Genomic DNA, 17,987 nt, shown 5'->3' with positions numbered 1-17,987 from the left:
AATGATTTTTAATCCCAATAAAGCTATTTACTTACAAATAGCAGAGCATGTATGCGAACAAATTGTATTGGAGAAATGGCCTTCTGAAGTCAAGATCCCTTCCGTTAGAGACCTTGCTATACAGCTCGAAGTAAACCCAAATACGGTAATGCGGACCTATGATCTGTTGCAGCAGAAGGGGATAATTAACAATAAACGCGGGATAGGTTTTTTTGTTGCAGCAGAGGCTATAACGCAGGTAAAGCGTTATCGCAAGGCACTCTTTATGCAGGATGAACTGCCGCAGCTGTTCCGGAATGTATACCTATTGGATATTGACTTTGACGAACTTAAAACGTTGTACAAAGAATTTGTTGATTTAAATTTTAACCCGAAGTGTGATGAAAAGAAGTAATAAAACATTAATAGGTTTAGCCTTATTTTGCTTAATAGTGCCCACCTGTATAGACATCGCGTTAACAAAGGCGTACCGTTTGGATAAGGTGGAGTTTAATAAAATGCTCGAAAATGAAGCTCTTTCCCTGGATGTAGAGGGCCGGTTTTTAAAGCGTAAAATAACAACCGCTTTTAAAGAAGTAGCCTTCGAAGGAACAGCAGGATTATATTGTACTGTTATTATTATACCCAGTACAACCTCCGGATATAAGATTCAAAAAAATTATGCGCATCAAATACAGGAGCATATAACTGCTGACGGTAAACTGCAGCTAACCTTTACGGACAAAAAGGAGGAGGCTGAACCGCTAAAACTCTATATATATAGCCCCAATGCTATTACCCTTAGAGTTGCAAATGTTCACCTTCAAAATTTAAAAATAGATACCGAAACCTTAACACTCCAATTACATAACATAAAGGGGGAATTAAATCTGGAAGAAGGAGCGGCAGTAAGGAAGGTAGATGTGCATGCTGTAAATTCAGACTTTATTCTGTATAAAACAGCAGCTGTCGACAAGCAAGCTGTTTTAAAGCTAACCTTGGATAGCAGTAAGGTAAACTACAATTCATCCCTAAATACACTAATAATGTCGGCTAACAACAGTGAATTCGGACCAAAATTAGATGCCAGAGGGAATCCAGAAAATGCGAACCTGCAGATTAATCGCTTAGAACTCTCTACCCTAGGAAGTACACAGATAAAATTAGGTAATACCCTGGTAAAGGAGGTTTCCGGAACGGTATCCGATGCGACAAAAATTGATCTTTCGGTTATACAGCTTAAGAAACTACTCGGAACCCATTAATTAAAAGTCATGGAAAGAAAGCTAACCCTAACCCTAATCCTAAACCCATGAGCAATATAGTACGATTACTTCTGATACTAATAACAAGTATAATACGCATAATACTCCATCTATTGCAATAAAAAAGGGCTACTCCGCTGCGAGTAGCCCTTTTTATTGCAGAAAATATCCCAAATAACAGTCCAATAAACAGCAAATAGAAAAAATTCAAATCCAGCGATCAGCGAAGACCCGCAAGACATAAAAGCCAAAATTCAAATTTAAACACCAATATACGACTATAGCCAGCCTCCACAACAGCCTATTTGTCCCTTAATGCACTTCGACAATATGTTGCTATTTTCCATACAACCCAGGGAAAGGATATACAAACCTTAAATAACTTGTAACGTAAAATCTACAACTTAATTAATATACAAATCAATTTCCTGCAGCTTATTTGTTGTAAGAATAGGTTAACCATAGCCTGATCACTATCTATTTCCGAAGGTTGTGCCCGTACCTGTGGGCATAATTGAAAAGAATTATTGTGCGGCATTCAGGGCGGTTAACAGTAAAAAATAAGCAATGCCATTATTAAATAAAAAATGAAAAAATCCATTATTACATGCTTGATGGTTCTAGGAATTTTACAAGCATCCTATTCACAAGACCACAATTTAACGCCGGAAAACAAGGGAAAGCCGAGTCCGATCCGTAAAAGCGGTAGCGTTTTAAACAATGGTTTTTGGTCCAATTGGTTTATTGCTGCAGGGGCAGGTGGGCAGCTATACTTCGGAGACCATAATAAACAGATGAAATTTAAAGATCGCCTAGCCCTAAACTATGAAGGCCATATAGGGAAGTGGTTTAGTCCGGCAATAGGTACACGCCTTGGTGTAAACGGTTTCAAGGTCAAAGGGCTAACGCAAAACGGCGCCTATAGTACGGGCGTGCCCTATGCCGATTTGCCCTGGGACGGCTATTGGCTATACAACCAAGAATTTAACTATTACAACCTACATGCCGATGTGCTATTCAACCTCAGTAATATTTTAGGAGGCTATAAAGCGAACCGTATTTATAACCTGAGTCCATATGCAGGTATTGGCATGTTAGTAAATACCGGAAGCCCAAAGCAGCATGAACCTAGTATAAATATTGGGCTTCAAAATACCTTTCAGCTGGCTAAGCAATTTGCCTTGTACGTAGATGTACGCGGTGCATATGTGAAAGATAGATTCGATGGAGAAGTCGGGGGCAGGGAAGGCGAAGGGCCGTTGTCGGCATCCATAGGTTTTATCTATAAACTTCCGAAGGCAGATTGGGATACCCCCGTATCCACAAGCAGCGAATATGACCAAAAGATGCTATTGAACTATCAAAAACGCATAAAACAATTAACCGATGATAATAACGAACTCAAACGTCTATTACATGAAGCCGAGCATAGCACCATTACGAATGTTAAAGTCGAAAATAAAATCCTGACAGCACCCATCCTAGTAACCTTCCCCATAGGAAAGAGCACAGTTAGTAACGAGGCTCGGGTAAACCTGGGATTTTTTGCAAACCTTGTAAATCAATCCGGCAATAGCATAATCTACTCCATTATCGGCTATGCCGATGTAGCCACGGGTACTGACGCTATAAACCAACGCCTAAGTAAGGAGCGCGCTACAGCCATATTCAATGTACTGGTAAATGAGTTTAAAGTTTCACCAAGTCGGTTGAAGATTGTGACCCGAGGTGGAACGGCCACCATGTTTTACGATGATCCGAGGTTAAATAGAGCGGTTATTACCTTAGCCGAATAGCGAAAAATAATGCGGATACCTTCCAGAAAATAAGGTAAATTAAAGATGCCAAGCTTAAATAAGTTTTAAATTGCAAACACCTTTACCCTAGCTTTTTGTCCAGTCCCCAACAATAAGTGACAGGCAAGCAATATTTCCAGAGAGTGATCGTCGGAAGCGGCCATCACTCTCTTTGGAATACAGGGAGTAGGTAAACCCTAACGCAAGTGCGTTTACCGCCATAAAACAAGCAGGTTTGTATATGCAACCTAAAATCCCCCGTCTTCAGAATAAGCATATAACCAATAACGGACCTCTAAATTCCTATTCTACATGGCCTAAAAGCCCTATATTCAACACCTATATTATACTATACGGAGCGATGAAAACGCTATACTAGAAAAACATTTCGGTATGCAACCTAACAAAAGCCCTTCCTGAGATATGTGCCTATACCATCTTAAATTTTTAATTCGCCCTCTTCTCCAATATCTTCATTACTTCCCGTAATTGCATTTTTTAACATCCCAAATAAGGTAGCAATTTTATTAGATCCAGCATCCCAATAGTGAGCCTTTTCCGGAGTAACCTTCAACAATTTAATATTTGGGTCTTCCTTACCTTTTTCAAACCAGCCTTCCATCATCTTATTCCAATATTTATCAATCCGATCCTGGTCTCTACTTAAAGAAGCTGTACCGTTAATACTCAAAAAAGTATAACTCTTAGGGTCGGAATAAAAAATAGAAATCTTAGAATTCTGTACCAAGTTTTTGTACGTTTCACTTTCTGCAGAACAGATATACCATATATCGCCCGTCTCATCCACCTCCTGTCTGCTCATCGGTACGCCATGCGGATAATCGGATTGTGGGTTGAAGGTACAGATGATTCCGATATCAATCTGATCAACAATGGATTTTAATTTCTCTTGCGCTTCCTGATCGCGAATAACTTTCTCTGCCATAATAGATTCATTTAATTTTATACCTTTTATTATAACCGCTGAAACTCTATTATAGTTTAGCTAAAGTTTGTTAAAATAGCTATAAAGTTAGGGAATCTGCGGCCTACCTTCAGAAGTAGGGGCAGGAACCTACACCGCCTCGATGGTAAAGGCTATAGCAGTATTTCAAAATTGTAAGAAAGCCGTTTGAAGCCTTGTACGATAGCAAAATAAGCAGACGTCAAACCTTAGTTTAGAAGTAACAAGGCTGCAATTTACACCCTGTTACCCATTAGTCATTACTTTATAAGTAGGATCTTCGATAATATTCACGTCAATAACTGATTCCGCATTCTTGAGTAACTGCCTGCAGTCCTCGCTTAAGTGACGTACATGTAGTTTTTTACCTTCCTTGTGATACTTTTCTGTAATTTTATTCAAGGCATCGATGGCAGACATATCTACCACCTTACTTTCCTTAAAATCTATTATAACCTCTTTTGGATCGTTTAGCACATCAAATTTTTCCATAAAAGCAGTAGTAGATCCGAAGAAAAGCGGGCCAAAAATTTCGTAATGTTTTACACCAGCCTCATCTATATATTTTCTTGCACGGATACGTTTAGCACTGTCCCAGGCAAAAACCAAAGCTGAAATAACAACCCCTACCAGAACAGCTAAAGCGAGGTTATGCAACACAACCGTAATGACTGCTACCAGCATACCGACAAAAATATCATGGCGTGGCATTTTATTAATAATACGGAAACTTACCCACTCAAATGTTCCAATAGCAACCATCATCATAACACCGACTAATGCAGCCATAGGGATCTGCTCGATTATCGGACCTGCCACCAAAATGATTAATAAGATGGCTATAGATGCAATAATAGCCGAAAGTCTGGCTCTTCCTCCAGCGCCAATATTCACCAACGTCTGGGCAACCATGGCACAACCGCCCATTCCGCCAAATAAACCGTTGGTAATATTTGCTATTCCCTGTGCGGCAGCCTCACGGTTAGACTGTCCTTTTGTACCGGTTATTTCGTCCAGCATATTCAGCGTTAGTAAACTTTCAATCAGACCAACACCTGCCATTACCAAGGCATACGGAAAAATAATTTTCAGCGTTTCCAAATTAAAGGGTATTTCCGGAATATGAAATGAGGGCAATGAACCTCCCACAGCTGCTATATCTATTACTTTTTTAGTATCGATTTTAAAAAAATATACGATTGCGAATACAACCATTATTGCAACTAAAGATGCAGGAACAGCCTTTGTAAATTTAGGTAATATCATTACGATGGCTACAGTTAATGCCGTCAATCCCAGCATTAAATAGAGAGCTGGCCCCTGCATCCAACTCACTATTCCGTTTTCAACGACCTTAAATTGTGCCACTTGGGCCATAAATATAATCACGGCAAGTCCGTTTAAAAAACCGTACATTACAGGTTGAGGGATCAGACGAACAAATTTACCGAGCTTAAAAACGCCTACTAACAATTGCAGTAATCCTGCCAATATAACGGCTGCAAAAAGATATTCCACACCATGTGATGCTGCCAATGCGATAAGTACCACAACCGTTGCTCCGGCACCTCCGGAAACCATTCCTGGTCTTCCCCCTAGAATGGCGGTAACAATACCCATTAAAAATGCAGCATAAAGACCCGTTAATGGGGAAAGACCTGCCAAAATAGCAAAAGATAAGGACTCCGGTATCATGGTCATGGCTACTGCCAAACCTGCAAAAATTTCATTCTTGTAGTTTATTTTTTGTCTGAAATCAAACAAATTAATAACTTTCTGCATGGAAGATTATGTTTAAATATAAAAAATGTAAATACAAAAGAAGCTGTATCAAAGTAAAACCTTCAGGTACGATAAAAAAAGCCAATAAATTAAAATTGGAAGATATAACAGCTTAACCTACGCTCAGGGCGGAGTAACTTGGGATGATATGTGAACTGTTCTTTTCATGGAATACTGCAAAAATACATTTTCTGGTTATTTTACACCACCTAATGCCAAATAAAACTAAAAAATAGTTTTCCAACCCGGAATCTTCAGTAGCAACTTTGCTAATCCTGGTATGGATTCTTCCTCGGTTGCATCAACCCAACATACGGCGGTATCTAGAATTTCTTTTGGAAAGGCCATATCTGCACCTAGTACATTCTAGGCAATAGTAGGTATTGTATCTGCCGCAATAACGCTTCCCATATCATTCGCAGCATCAATAACTAATGTTATTTTTATACTATTAATTTTGCCTTACCCTAATGTTTTAAAGTAATCACGAACAAGTTCCTTATCGCGTGTAGGTCTCCAGGGGGATTAACTTTATTCTATGTAAACAAATCAATGATAGTTTTTAACGGCAAGAACAATCTTATTGAAATAATTCAAAGGTACAAATCCAAGTTTAGCATAGAATTTTGTAGCAATATCATTAATTGGATTAACAATGACAGCGTGATTTCCAGTGCGTACACTTATTTCTACGATACGTTTTAGCGCATCAATCAGCAATGTTTTCCTTAGTTTGTTTCCTTGGTAATTTTTATGAACAGCTAAGCGATCTATTACGAAAACAGGTATCTCAGCATACTTTAGAGACTTCGCTAAATCTTTTGGAATATCAGAAAGGTCTATACTATTAGAAGGCAGTGTAAAAGAGCCGATTACATCATTGTCGTGGTCAGCAATAACATAAGGGATAGCTAATCGCCTTTTAATGTCTTGATTTGCATATTGTTTTAAACAATTATCTAAATTATAAATGCCACAGGAGAAATTTTTGCGGTTATGATTTTTTTCTAAAACTGTCGAAATCATTAAGGTTTGATGAATTTAATAAATCGTTGTAATTATCTAATGCTGATTTTAAAGCTTTATTAGGAGCAGGAGGATTAAGGAAAGTTTCAACAAACAGTACTTTATCATGCATTGATTTAAGTAGTTGATTTTCTTCTTCAATGATTCTTTTAGCTTCGTTTTTTGCTAAAGAAACAATAAACGCAGAAATAGTCTTAAATCCACTTATTTCAGCAGCATGTTTTATAAGGTCTTTATTTTCCTTACTTATACGGATGTCAACGCAATTATTTACGAAGGTTGCCATGATAATACATGTTTTAACAACATAATTGTACGTAAATATTCTGTACATAATAAATTATACAAATACTATTTATGAATAGAATAAAATTTTAGATTTAAGTTGAACAAGTGGATATTACGATTTCACCTATTGAATTTAGATTTGAATATTATGCGGATGTTTATAATCTAATGAGGTCAGCATTTAGCTTTAAAAATATAAATGAGCTTGATTCTCTTTGTGATAACAGAACGTCAATAGAAAAATTTGGGGCTTGGATTAATGATCATAATACAATTGGTAAGCTGTTTTCTCGAGAAATTAAAAAGGTAGAAACTAGCCTAAATAAAGTAGATTTTGTAGTATATCTTATTAACTACAAAAATGAATGAATAAAACATCAGAGAAAGTCTATTATAATCATGTAGCCTTGATAATTTGAGATGTTTTGTAGCACAAAGCTGATTAGGCATAAATTCGTTAAAATGATTTCAACAATTTCCGCCCCCTATACAAACCCCGAGAAAAAACAAAAGCCTGTAAGATATGTATATCTACAGGCTTTTTAGGTGCGCCCACCTGGGCTCGAACCAGGGACCAAAAGATTATGAGTCTTCTACTCTAACCGACTGAGCTATAGGCGCGGTTTTTTTATGTCTTTCTACCGGATTACTCCGTTTTGACGATGCAATTATCGATATTTGTTATGACAAATCAAAATTTTATATGCAAAAAATTGAAAATATTATTCTCGATTACGGAAATGTTATCTTTATGATAGACTTTATGCGCCTACAAAATGCTTTTAATCAATTGGGTATAACAAATGTGCCCGAAATCTTCGGGCATAAAGGCCAAATTGAATTATTTGATGATTTTGATCGGGGATTTATTGGTGCAGGCGAATTTCGGGACGGTATCCGGCAACTTGCCGGCAACAAAAATCTTTCAGATGCTGAAATTGACGCCGCATGGAATGCTCTGCTGATAGGAGTGCCTCCCGGTAAGCACGACATATTAATGCAACTAAAATCAAAGTATCGCACATTTTTGCTCAGCAATAACAATGTTATACATTACCAGCAATGCATGGCGCATCTCCAGGAGCAATATGGTATTGTAGATAATTCCATTTTTTTTGAGCGCACCTATTATTCACATACAATGGGGATGCGGAAACCAAATCCTGATATCTTTGCATTTGTATTACAGAAGGAAGGATTGGCGCCTGATAAAACGTTATTTATAGACGACAGTCCGCAGCACCTACGCACAGCAGAAAGTTTAGGCATGCAGGTAGCGCTATGCACAGCCGATAATCCTTTGGAGGAAATTGTTAAATCCTACGCTTTGATTTAGACGGTAGCAGCGCAGTTTTTTATTTAAATATAAATTTGCTGTAGCTATTATTTTTACATACCTTTGCGCCACAAAGAATTTTACAAACGAAAGGAGGTATACAGAAAAATGATTATCGTTAATGTTAAAGAAGGTGAATCTTTAGATAGAGCATTAAAACGCTTCAAGAAGAAATTTGAGAAGACTGGGGTATTACGCGAATTGCGTTCACGTCAAGCTTTCGAAAAGAAATCTGTAACTCGTCGTATTCAAGTTAAAAAAGCGATTTACAAAGAAGGATTACAGCGTGACAACGCTTAATTATAAAAGCTAAGGTACCCTAATCGGTACCTTCTTTTTTTTTCCCCTTTTTCTACAGCGATGCTGCTGCAAAATATGGTATTCAAGATTGCTTCTTGTGTTGTCTACCTATCCGCAATTTTATACGTATACGCAAATCAAAACACGTAAGAAAGGTGAAGAACCTTCGCTATGTATGCGTTCCTATTTTAAAACACGCCAAGAATTCAATTGAAACGACTAATGCAGGTAAATCAGGTTGGCCACAGGCCGAATAGTATACGCTATTTGCAGCCTGCTGAGTGTTACAATCGGATCAAGCGGAATTCTTGGGGGGGAATTGCAAAAATACTTAATTTAGTGTTTTAAAATACATATTCCTTGCAAACAGCTGAACGTAAATTATTATCCTTGTTAATGCCCGAAGGGCTATTAGAATATTTCCAAATCCAAGAAGTAGATCAAGTAGAAAATCAGCTTCATATTTATTTAGATGAGCTTAATACCGCTCCTGCGGGTTATGAAAACAGTAAGCTAGCGTCAAAAGGTTTTATGCCTTCTACAGAAATTTCCGACTTTCTCATTCGAGGTCAAAAAGTTAACCTGCATATCCGTCGTCGTTGGACTGTTTTGGACAGTGGACAGATTATCACAAGAGATTGGAACCTGGTAGGTGAGGGTGCTCGAATGACAACAGAATTCGGGCTTTTTTTAAAGAAGATATTTGGATAATCATCCTGTAAGTGCTCATTTGGTGGGTTTATTCTTTCAAATGGATGGTAAGCAATTGCAAGATCAATACAAGAATCATCTGAGTGATTTTCACGATTGGGATCAAAAAGCCCATGCCGAGAATTGGACACTATTTCCAGACAACATAGCAGAACACTTAAGTATTGATGAGACTAGCTTCAGTAATGGTGAACTTTATACGATTCTGCGTAGTAAAGTAGCTAAAGGCAGAAAGGGAACTATTATAGCTACCATCAAAGGAAAAAAGGCTGAAGATATTATTCAGGTTTTAGAATGTATTCCTTTAAGATGGAGAGGTAAAGTAAAGGCGGTGGTCTGAAAGCCAAAAACAACGAACTGAGTTGCTTTTTATGCGCTTTCCATTATTAAAAAAAGCTTATGATTTGAGCCTCGCATTAGGAGATATATTCAATAAATCTAAGAGCAAAGAAGGGGCTTTTACTAAACTAGGTCTATGGCATAATCAGTTAGAAAACTCCGGGATTTCATCATTTGAAAGTGTGGTCAGATCTGTTGCTGCGCATCATGTAAATATTCTGCATTACTTTGATAACAAAAGTACAAATGCTTCGGCAGAGTCTTTCAACGCTAAATTAAAAGCCTTTAGGGCAATATTCAGAGGCGTAAGGGACAGCACATTTTTCTTGTATCGCGTAATGAAATTATATGCTTAAATAAACATTTCCCCAAATTTTCGGTATGACCCTTACGATCTCCCACAGGCCGAATACCTAAAAATAAGATTAAACCCAGCCCTCTGCGCTTGGCAGCTAGGTATTCTTAAATGCTGCTGGCTTCAAGCTTGTCGGCCTTGCCTAAACCCGACCACTGGTAACTCGATATTTAAGCGCCATGTCGCTCCCGGGCGCATAGGCGATAAGCAGCGAGAGAAAGTTTCTTGTTTGCCGAATAACAGCGCAACAACCAACGATTGGACGCCGTTGCTAAACAGTATCAGGCATATACTAGTACAATACATAGTAGGCAAAAACCTGAAGTATGGGCTGTATAGCAATAAGCTAGGCCTGCTTAGTTTGTTAATGACCAGTCAAAATATTGGGCTACCGCTTCTATAGTTTGCCAATTATAGGTAAAGGTGAAATCGAGATAATCGTTGCCACAGGCTTCGATATCACTGCAACAAAACCTGCGGTTTATAGTGAAATTAAGGCGAAAGCGACCGCGACGAGCCTCCGTATCGAAATTAAAATTACTTATAGCAAGGTTATCCACGGTAGGACCACCATCCTTATCCGACAAATTATCCAGCAGGTAATGCTGTAATGTTTGTCGGTTTTCTGCATTTAATTTATCCAAAAACAACTGCGGTTTTCGGGTGATATCTTGGATATTAGCGACCGTTATCTGTAATTTTATTTCGTTCATCTTCTTCGTATTTAAAAATGCGTTCGTTTCTTTTCCAATCGGGTACATACTTTGCTAGGTATGCTTCCTGTTCCTCTTCGCGTATGCCTGTAAGTTTAAAACAGGCTATGGCAGTAAGATAAGCAATAAAAGTAATCGATTTACGGTGTAATAAGCTATGGAAAGTAATTTCTTTTTTTGATATATCTACCGAGAAATGCGAGGATTTAAGTTTTCGAAAGTTTACGGCCGATACGAATACCTCAAGCTTTTCTTCCCAAAACCCGATAATTGGCATGATTTCTTGTTTCAAAATACGGTGCTGTATTTTTTCTATGCCGGCCTTACTTTTTGGAATTTTTGCCAGCATAAGTACCCCTTTCGATAAATAGGCTTCCTGTGCCAATGGATTGACTACACAGCTGTACATTTTTTCGAATAAAGGAAGCTGTCGTGCAGCTTGCTGGGTTTGTGCTGTTTGCACTGCTATTGCTTTCGGCATTACGGCTTTTGCCGAGAGGTTTTGTAGGTAGCTGTAAAGTTCCGACTGCCCGATATGGGGGTTTACCAAAACATCTATAATACCACCGTTGTTATCACCAATGCTAATACCTTTAACTAATGTTGAAGGTTTGATGTTAAATGAAATTTGATTTATCTCCAGATACATTTATCGTATGTTAAGCTATTTTTGTGCTATGCATTTATTATGTTTGCATAAGTCTAATAAACTATAAATATGAATAAATTTTTTATATTGGCAACACTACTAGCCAGCGCAAATGGAGCATTTGCACAGCAGCACCAGGCTATAAACCTGTCTTTAATGGACAAAACGGTACGCCCGCAAGACGATTTCTACAATTATGTAAACGGCAATTGGATGAAATCTGCTGAGATTCCATCCGACAAAGCACGTTGGGGTTCCTTTGATGAATTACGGGAGAATGTAGATGTGGCTGTTTTAGGCATTCTTCAACAATCATTACATACGCAGTTTGCTAAAGGTAGCGACGGTCAAAAGATTGCAGATTTGTATAAATCCTACGTAGATTTTGATACCCGGAATAAAATTGGTTTAAAACCTATAGAGGCGCGACTTCAAAAAATCGACCAAATTAAAACCTTAAATGACCTTACGGCATACTTCTTAGCCTACGGCCGTGAGGGGGCAAATCCTTTCTATGGCGGTTATGTAAGCTCGGACATGAAAAACTCGAACGTAAACGCTGTTTATCTTGGTGGGGGTGGTTTAGGTCTTGGTCGTTCGTACTACCAGAAGGTAGACGACAAAAATACACAGACACTAGGGGATTACAGCAGTTATATTTCGACGTTATACAGTAAAGTTGACCAAAAAACGAGAGACCTGAAAGGCCCTAAGGTGGTGGCATTTGAAAAAAATATCGCCTCGTATTTAAAGACGGTAGAGGAATCACGCGATGCACAGAAACGGTACAACCCTGTTGCAGTTAGCGACCTACATAAGCTGGTAAAGAATGTCGACGTAGCCAAGTACTTAAAGGATATGGGCTTTAAGGCGGATACCGTTATTATTGGTGAATTAAAGTATTACCAGAATTTAGATAAGATCATAAATCAAGAGAATATTCCGGCGATTAAGGAGTATTTGAAGTTCCATATTATGAACAATGCTACTTCGTATTTAACGAAGGAGCTGGATGATCTTTCTTTTGATTTCTTCGGTAAAAAATTACGCGGACAAAAAGAGCAACGTGCGTTGGATAAAAGAGGATTAGAGTTTGTTAACGGTAGTGTAGGGGAGTTGTTAGGAAAATTATATGTTGAGCAATATTTCCCTGAGGAAGCTAAGGCTGCCTGCGAAGAGATGGTAAACTACCTAATTAAATCTTTCGATCTACACATCAAAAACCTAGCGTGGATGTCGCCAGCAACGAAAGAAAAAGCCTTGGAGAAATTATCGAAATTTAATGTAAAAATAGGCTTCCCAGATAAATGGAAAGATTATTCCACATTGGAGGTTGGAAATTCATTATACGATAATATCCGTAATATTAACCTATGGGCCTTCGAGAAAAACTTAGCTAAACAGGGTAAACCCGTAGATAAAAGCGAGTGGATGATGTCGCCACAAACGGTGAATGCGTATTACAACCCCTTATACAATGAGATTGTATTCCCTGCAGCAATATTACAGCCTCCATTTTACGACTATAAAGCGGATGCTGCAGTAAACTTTGGTGGCATTGGCGCTGTGATCGGGCACGAGTTGTCGCACGGATTTGACGATTCAGGATCCCAGTATGATGGCGATGGTAACTTAAATAACTGGTGGACTGCTGAAGATAAGGCGAAGTTTAACACTGCGGCAGATGCTTTGGTTGCACAGTTTGAGCGCTATGAGCCGGTACCGGGGGTATTCGTAAATGGTCGCTTTACTTTAGGTGAAAATATTGGCGACTTGGGTGGTTCTTCTGTGGCGTTTGATGCCTTGCAGTTGTATTTGAAAGATAAAGGAAACCCAGGTAAAATCGACGGATATAGTCCTGAACAACGTTTCTTCCTGTCGTGGGCAACCATCTGGCGTACAAAAACTACAGATGAGTTTGTGATCAATCAAGTGAAAACAGATCCACACTCGCCAGCGCAATACAGAGCTTTTGCGCCGATTATCAACCTGGATGCGTTCCATGAGGCTTGGGGTACTAAACCTGGAGACAAGTTGTATGTTCCTAAAGATCAACGTATTGTTATTTGGTAGTGCCATACCAATAAAAGGAGTAATAAAAAAGGGGAATTTTTCAATTCCCCTTTTTTATATATTTTTAATACGTTCCTGCTCTTTCAGTTTTTCTACGTTATTTTGACTTCCGTAGTCCTCAGTTTTCTGCTGGAACGTATCTAATATCTCCCGTATAGCATCAGCATTTGCTGCTGTACGCGAATAGATTTCCGGAATTTGGCTTTCTATAAGTTTATCGCCTAATTCAATATTGTCGACTTCGATTTTTCCGATTTTTTCGAGTACAGCCTGTTGACTGTTTCTAACGTCCTCTAGCTCTCTAGCTATCTTGGCCATCAGTTCATATTTCTTCAATTTATCCATAGTCTTTTCGTATTGTTACTATAATTAGAACAGCTCAGCCACTAAAATGTTTTAAAAAAATGATACCGCAGTATCGGAGGGCACTGAAAAACCAGCTTTTAAATAGGATTAAAAAGGACTGGAGCCCTATGCCAGATTGTCTATACGTCAAATTCCGGCGATGACCGAGCGACGTATGATCAGGGCATTTCTTTCCCTATACTACAAACGTATAGCGTTGCAATTGTCGAGCAGGAAACTTGGGGCTAAGGGAATAAAAAAGCTGGTTCGTGTTAGTACGAACCAGCTTTTAGGGTATACAATTTTTATTTCTTTTACCGATAAAGATGGGTTTAAGCCACCTCTCTAAGATCTACCGGTACAACGCGTGAAACGCCTTGCTCCACCATCGTCACTCCATATATTATATCGGTACTGGCAATGGTTCGTTTGTTGTGCGACACCACAATAAACTGGGACATATTCGAGAACTCTCGGATTATGTTATTGAATTTATCGATGTTGGTATCATCGAGAGGGGCATCCACCTCATCGAAAATACAAAACGGTGCCGGCTTCAATAGGTACAATGAAAATAGTAGTGCGGTCGATGTCAGCGTTTTTTCGCCACCCGATAACTGATTAATGGATAAGGGGCGTTTACCTTTCGGACGGGCAACAATATCGATATCCGATTCCAATGGATTTTTAGGGTCGCTTAATATCAAGTCGCAACTATCCTCCTCATTAAATAAGGAACGGAATACACGGATAAAGTTTTCACGTACCGACGTAAAGGCCTGCATAAATTTGTCATTTGCACTGCCGTCGATTTCTTCAATGGTCGACAGGAGGGAGGCCTTCGCATCAAGGAGGTCATTTTTCTCCTTATTGATAAAGTTAAAACGCTCGGTAATCTCGTCGTATGCTTCTTTGGCCATCGGGTTAATCGATCCATAATCGTCCAATTGCTTCTTAAGGCGTGTACATAAAGATCCCAATTCTTCCTCCGACTGCTCAATTTCGGGCATATCAGATTCTAAAAGCTCCTTGATATCGATATTAAACTCTACCGCTAAACGCTCTTTTAAGCTGTTTAAATCAATTTGCAGGCTCGTTTTTTTATCCTTTACCTCCGTTAACAAGAAATCATATTGATCTTTAGCTTTACGCGCAGAAGTAACCTCTTCCTCCAGATCGTTCAAATGCCTACGGAAAGCATAAAACTCTTCCTCCATTTCGTGCAATGCTTTTTCTAAGGCTTCACGTTCCTCGTATAAAGCTTTTAAGTCTACATCATTGCTATCTGTAAACGTTAAAGCATCCTTCATATCCACCTTGATTCGCTCTTGTTCGGCGGTATTTTTAGTTATTCTTTCATCCAGTGCTTCTTTCTGACTCTCCCGGTACTCCAAATCCTTCTGTACGCCAGAAAGTTTATTTTGCTGCTGGTGCAATCGAATATTCTCCTGGTTATAAGCCGTAGATTTTTCCGATAAGCTATCATTTAGCTCGTTAAACGCTGCCTGCAGGTCTGCCATTTGCTTTTGGCGTTCCTCACTTTCAACTTTTAGAATTTTTAATTTCGGCTCAGCATCGGTAAGATCCTGCTCAATTTGCGCTAAGCGGCCTTCAATATCCAACTTACGGTTGTGCGAATTTGCGATAAACGCTTGGTATTGCTCCTGTTTTGTTTTTACCGAAGTCCATTCGTTTTGTAAACGAGCGAGTTGGATACGAATCTCGTCGATGGCATCTTTTTGCGACTGTAGTTTTAAGGAAGCTATTAATGCCAGTTGTGTATCTTCCTTATGTTGCAGGGCATCGATCTCGGTATTTAAGTTTTTAATTTCTAGCGCCAGGTTTTCCAAGTTCTTGGCTCTACCGATACGTTTCCCTTCAAACAATCCAACAGAACCACCACTTAAGCCCAATTTATTCTTATTAAAACGACCTTCATGCTGTAGAATAACTGTATCTGGCGAAGGAAGTTCTATTTCCATAGCTTCGATGTCGTCGGATTTAAGCAGGTACACCTGATGTAGTAAAACGCGGCATAGCTGCTCGTATTTTTTGTCGACCTTAATGACATCCATTGCTGGAATAAGGCTTGCATTTGCTGGTGCTGCGTTGCTCGTAACCTGCGGCTTTACGGCCTCCAGAATAAAGAAGTTGGCACGGCCTCGCGCCGCATCACTTAGCAGCTTAATAGCCTGCACGGCATCCTGTTGACTGTCGACTACATAGTGGTTCATGACAGTCTCCAGGTAGTTTTCTATCGCTACGCGGTACTGCTCCTGGCAGAATAAGATATCCGAAAATAGGGGATAAGCCTTTGGCCAGCCTGCATTTTTGCGCAAAAATTTGATAGACTCCGGAAATCCTTCCAAATTATCGACCAAAGATTTGGTCAGGTTATATTCGTTCTGTTTCGAGTCTACAATACGCAACTTTTTATTAAGTTCGTCTCTAGTTTCGTTTAGTATAAGCTCTGCCGATTGAATTTTCGCATGTAAGGCATTTTCACTGTCTAAAGCCTGCTCGTACAGCGCTTGCTGGGCATCGACTTTATTTTGGATTTGTGCTACAGCGCTATTGAACTGGTTGAGCTCTTCCGCTTTAGATGCCGTCTCAGTGGCATTACGTGTGAGCTCTTGTTCTAGCGACTCTTTTTGGATATTAAATACGGCAATATCTTTTTCTACTTTATAGATATTATTTTGTATTTCGTTGTTTTCTTGAACAAACCTATCCAGCTTACCCTTTGCCGTTTGCTGTTGTCCACGAAGCTCCTCAACCTCTTCCTTATTTTTTTGTATATCCCCTTGATAGACATCAAGTTTAGCCTGCTCTTCATAAATCTCTTCATGCAGCCTTTTTAAGGTAGAGTCTACATGGCTCAGCTGCTGCTTGTCGAGGTTTAATTCGGTAATAATACGTGCCTCACGCTCTTGCAAATGGTGGAGACGTTCATTTTTTATTTTCTTCTCCGATTCATAAGCGCGGATTTTATTGTTAAACTCATTGGTCGCTTTTTGCTGTGCAGAAAGGCTTTTTTCTTTAACCAAAATATCCTCACGTCCTAAGCGCAAGGCAGATTCTTTGCCATCAATTTGTGCTAAGGTCTGTGTTAAAGCCTGGTTAAGGTCTTTTTCCTTTTCGCCTAAATTGGCTAAATCCGAGCTAAAGCTATCTAAACGATAATAAGACAAACCAATACTGGCTTGTTTATATTCCGTTTTAAGCTGATAATAACGATCCGCTTTTTTTGCCTGGTTCTCTAATGTCTTCAAGTTTTTGGTAATCTCGTACAGTAAGTCGTCGACACGAGATAGGTCTGCTTCTGTATCTTTTAACTTGCTTAATGTCTGCTTTTTGCGGACTTTATATTTAGAGATACCCGAGGCCTCCTCAAAAAGGTTACGGCGAGAATTATCCTTGTTAGCAATAATCTCGTCGATCATTTTAAGCTCAATAATGGAATACGTGTCGGCACCAATACCCGTATCTAAGAAAAGGTCTGTAATATCTTTTAAACGACATTTAACATCGTTCAAGCGATACTCACTTTCGCCAGTACGGTATAACTTCCTTGTAATCGTTACCGTGGTAAACTCGGTAGGGAGAATATTTTTATTATTATTGAATGTCAGCGATACCTCCGCCAAGTTTGCAGGCTTACGATTTTTGGTGCCATTGAAGATAATGTTTTCCATTTTCTCCGAGCGTAGCGTCTTTGTACTTTGCTCACCCAAAACCCAGCGTATTGCATCAACAACATTCGACTTTCCGCAGCCATTAGGTCCGACGATAGCCGTCACCCCTTCGTTAAAATTTATTGTGATCTTATCACCAAAACTCTTAAATCCTTTGATTTCAAGCTTAGTTAGCTCCATTCACTATAGTTTATTATACCACACGAAAATAGGGATTTTCTTTGATAATTGAGGGATATCAGTCCCTGAAAATGTTAATTTATAAACAAAAAAAATATTTTTGTATTGCCCGCATATAATTTTCGTATCGTATTGGCTATAAGGTTTTTAAGGTTATTTTTTTTGATTAGATAGCGCCTAAAGTGCTTGGG

At 39.0% G+C, this 17,987-nt stretch carries 18 protein-coding genes and 1 tRNA gene; 10 read left to right on the top strand and 9 right to left on the bottom strand.

Features of this window, described 5'->3' with window-relative positions; genetic code table 11:
• The first annotated feature begins 1 nt into the window (after position 1).
• From ACL9RF_RS05880 to ACL9RF_RS05870, 3 genes are all read left to right on the top strand, one after another.
• Positions 2-394: a GntR family transcriptional regulator gene (locus ACL9RF_RS05880; RefSeq protein ID WP_422799669.1), complete on the top strand. Its 393-nt coding sequence runs from the start codon at positions 2-4 to the stop codon at positions 392-394.
• Positions 381-1,244: a hypothetical protein gene (locus ACL9RF_RS05875; RefSeq protein WP_422799668.1), complete on the top strand. Its 864-nt coding sequence runs from the start codon at positions 381-383 to the stop codon at positions 1,242-1,244. The genes ACL9RF_RS05880 and ACL9RF_RS05875 overlap by 14 nt, the downstream gene beginning before the upstream one ends.
• A gap of 587 nt (positions 1,245-1,831) precedes the next feature.
• Complete coding sequence (locus ACL9RF_RS05870) at positions 1,832-3,040, top strand: OmpA family protein (RefSeq protein ID WP_422799667.1); 1,209 nt, start codon at positions 1,832-1,834, stop codon at positions 3,038-3,040.
• Positions 3,041-3,479: 439 nt separating this feature from the next.
• On the opposite strand, the gene ACL9RF_RS05865 is transcribed toward ACL9RF_RS05870, so the two are convergent.
• The 4 genes from ACL9RF_RS05865 to ACL9RF_RS05850 all read right to left on the bottom strand — a co-directional run bounded on the left by ACL9RF_RS05865 (position 3,480) and on the right by ACL9RF_RS05850 (position 7,098).
• The gene (locus tag ACL9RF_RS05865; protein ID WP_422799666.1) at positions 3,480-3,986 is read right to left on the bottom strand and encodes a pyridoxamine 5'-phosphate oxidase family protein; all 507 of its coding nucleotides are present in this window, start codon (positions 3,984-3,986) and stop codon (positions 3,480-3,482) included.
• A gap of 264 nt (positions 3,987-4,250) precedes the next feature.
• Positions 4,251-5,786 carry a SulP family inorganic anion transporter gene (locus tag ACL9RF_RS05860; RefSeq protein WP_422799665.1) on the bottom strand — a complete coding sequence of 512 codons (1,536 nt, stop codon included), beginning with the start codon at positions 5,784-5,786 and terminating at the stop codon, positions 4,251-4,253.
• Between the two features lie 549 nt (positions 5,787-6,335).
• The gene (locus tag ACL9RF_RS05855; protein WP_422799664.1) at positions 6,336-6,812 is read right to left on the bottom strand and encodes a GNAT family N-acetyltransferase; all 477 of its coding nucleotides are present in this window, start codon (positions 6,810-6,812) and stop codon (positions 6,336-6,338) included.
• Positions 6,781-7,098 carry a DUF1778 domain-containing protein gene (locus ACL9RF_RS05850; protein ID WP_422799663.1) on the bottom strand — a complete coding sequence of 106 codons (318 nt, stop codon included), beginning with the start codon at positions 7,096-7,098 and terminating at the stop codon, positions 6,781-6,783. Before ACL9RF_RS05850 ends, ACL9RF_RS05855 begins: the two co-directional genes overlap by 32 nt.
• 107 nt (positions 7,099-7,205) lie before the next feature.
• On the opposite strand from ACL9RF_RS05850, the gene ACL9RF_RS05845 reads away from it, so the two are divergent.
• Positions 7,206-7,469 carry a hypothetical protein gene (locus ACL9RF_RS05845; protein WP_422799662.1) on the top strand — a complete coding sequence of 88 codons (264 nt, stop codon included), beginning with the start codon at positions 7,206-7,208 and terminating at the stop codon, positions 7,467-7,469.
• 178 nt (positions 7,470-7,647) lie between these two features.
• On the opposite strand, the gene ACL9RF_RS05840 is transcribed toward ACL9RF_RS05845, so the two are convergent.
• Positions 7,648-7,721: transfer RNA gene (locus ACL9RF_RS05840), tRNA-Ile, on the bottom strand.
• 82 nt (positions 7,722-7,803) lie between these two features.
• On the opposite strand from ACL9RF_RS05840, the gene ACL9RF_RS05835 reads away from it, so the two are divergent.
• The 5 genes from ACL9RF_RS05835 (at position 7,804) to ACL9RF_RS05815 (ending at position 10,142) form a co-directional block, all read left to right on the top strand.
• Entirely contained in the window at positions 7,804-8,436 is a 633-nt protein-coding gene (locus ACL9RF_RS05835; RefSeq protein WP_422799661.1) for an HAD family hydrolase, read from the top strand.
• Between the two features lie 108 nt (positions 8,437-8,544).
• Positions 8,545-8,736: a 30S ribosomal protein S21 gene (gene rpsU, locus ACL9RF_RS05830; protein ID WP_422799660.1), complete on the top strand. Its 192-nt coding sequence runs from the start codon at positions 8,545-8,547 to the stop codon at positions 8,734-8,736.
• Between the two features lie 360 nt (positions 8,737-9,096).
• Complete coding sequence (locus ACL9RF_RS05825; protein ID WP_422799659.1) at positions 9,097-9,447, top strand: ISAon1 family transposase N-terminal region protein; 351 nt, start codon at positions 9,097-9,099, stop codon at positions 9,445-9,447.
• Positions 9,440-9,787 (top strand): hypothetical protein, encoded by a 348-nt coding sequence (locus tag ACL9RF_RS05820; protein ID WP_422799658.1) that lies wholly within the window; start codon positions 9,440-9,442, stop codon positions 9,785-9,787. The genes ACL9RF_RS05825 and ACL9RF_RS05820 overlap by 8 nt, the downstream gene beginning before the upstream one ends.
• 31 nt (positions 9,788-9,818) lie before the next feature.
• A complete protein-coding gene (locus ACL9RF_RS05815; protein ID WP_422799657.1) occupies positions 9,819-10,142 on the top strand; it encodes a transposase in 324 nt (107 codons plus the stop codon).
• Between the two features lie 355 nt (positions 10,143-10,497).
• Here ACL9RF_RS05815 and ACL9RF_RS05810 read toward each other — a convergent pair whose 3' ends face one another.
• Positions 10,498-10,854 carry a hypothetical protein gene (locus tag ACL9RF_RS05810; protein ID WP_422799656.1) on the bottom strand — a complete coding sequence of 119 codons (357 nt, stop codon included), beginning with the start codon at positions 10,852-10,854 and terminating at the stop codon, positions 10,498-10,500.
• Entirely contained in the window at positions 10,820-11,503 is a 684-nt protein-coding gene (locus ACL9RF_RS05805) for a hypothetical protein (RefSeq protein WP_422799655.1), read from the bottom strand. Before ACL9RF_RS05805 ends, ACL9RF_RS05810 begins: the two co-directional genes overlap by 35 nt.
• Before the next feature lie 69 nt (positions 11,504-11,572).
• Here ACL9RF_RS05805 and ACL9RF_RS05800 point away from each other — a divergent pair, with 69 nt between their 5' ends.
• Positions 11,573-13,576: a M13 family metallopeptidase gene (locus ACL9RF_RS05800; RefSeq protein WP_422799654.1), complete on the top strand. Its 2,004-nt coding sequence runs from the start codon at positions 11,573-11,575 to the stop codon at positions 13,574-13,576.
• Between the two features lie 54 nt (positions 13,577-13,630).
• Here the strand turns inward: ACL9RF_RS05800 and ACL9RF_RS05795 are convergent, their stop codons facing one another.
• A complete protein-coding gene (locus tag ACL9RF_RS05795) occupies positions 13,631-13,921 on the bottom strand; it encodes a hypothetical protein (RefSeq protein ID WP_422799653.1) in 291 nt (96 codons plus the stop codon).
• Between the two features lie 332 nt (positions 13,922-14,253).
• A complete protein-coding gene (gene smc, locus ACL9RF_RS05790) occupies positions 14,254-17,796 on the bottom strand; it encodes a chromosome segregation protein SMC (protein WP_422799652.1) in 3,543 nt (1,180 codons plus the stop codon).
• Positions 17,797-17,987: the final 191 nt, after the last annotated feature.

Source organism: Sphingobacterium sp. Mn56C, assembly GCF_049319645.1.
In the GTDB taxonomy this organism is placed as follows: Bacteria; Bacteroidota; Bacteroidia; order Sphingobacteriales; family Sphingobacteriaceae; genus Sphingobacterium.
The sequence above is the reverse complement of the archived record's forward strand: the minus strand, read 5'-3'. Positions and strand labels throughout refer to the sequence as shown.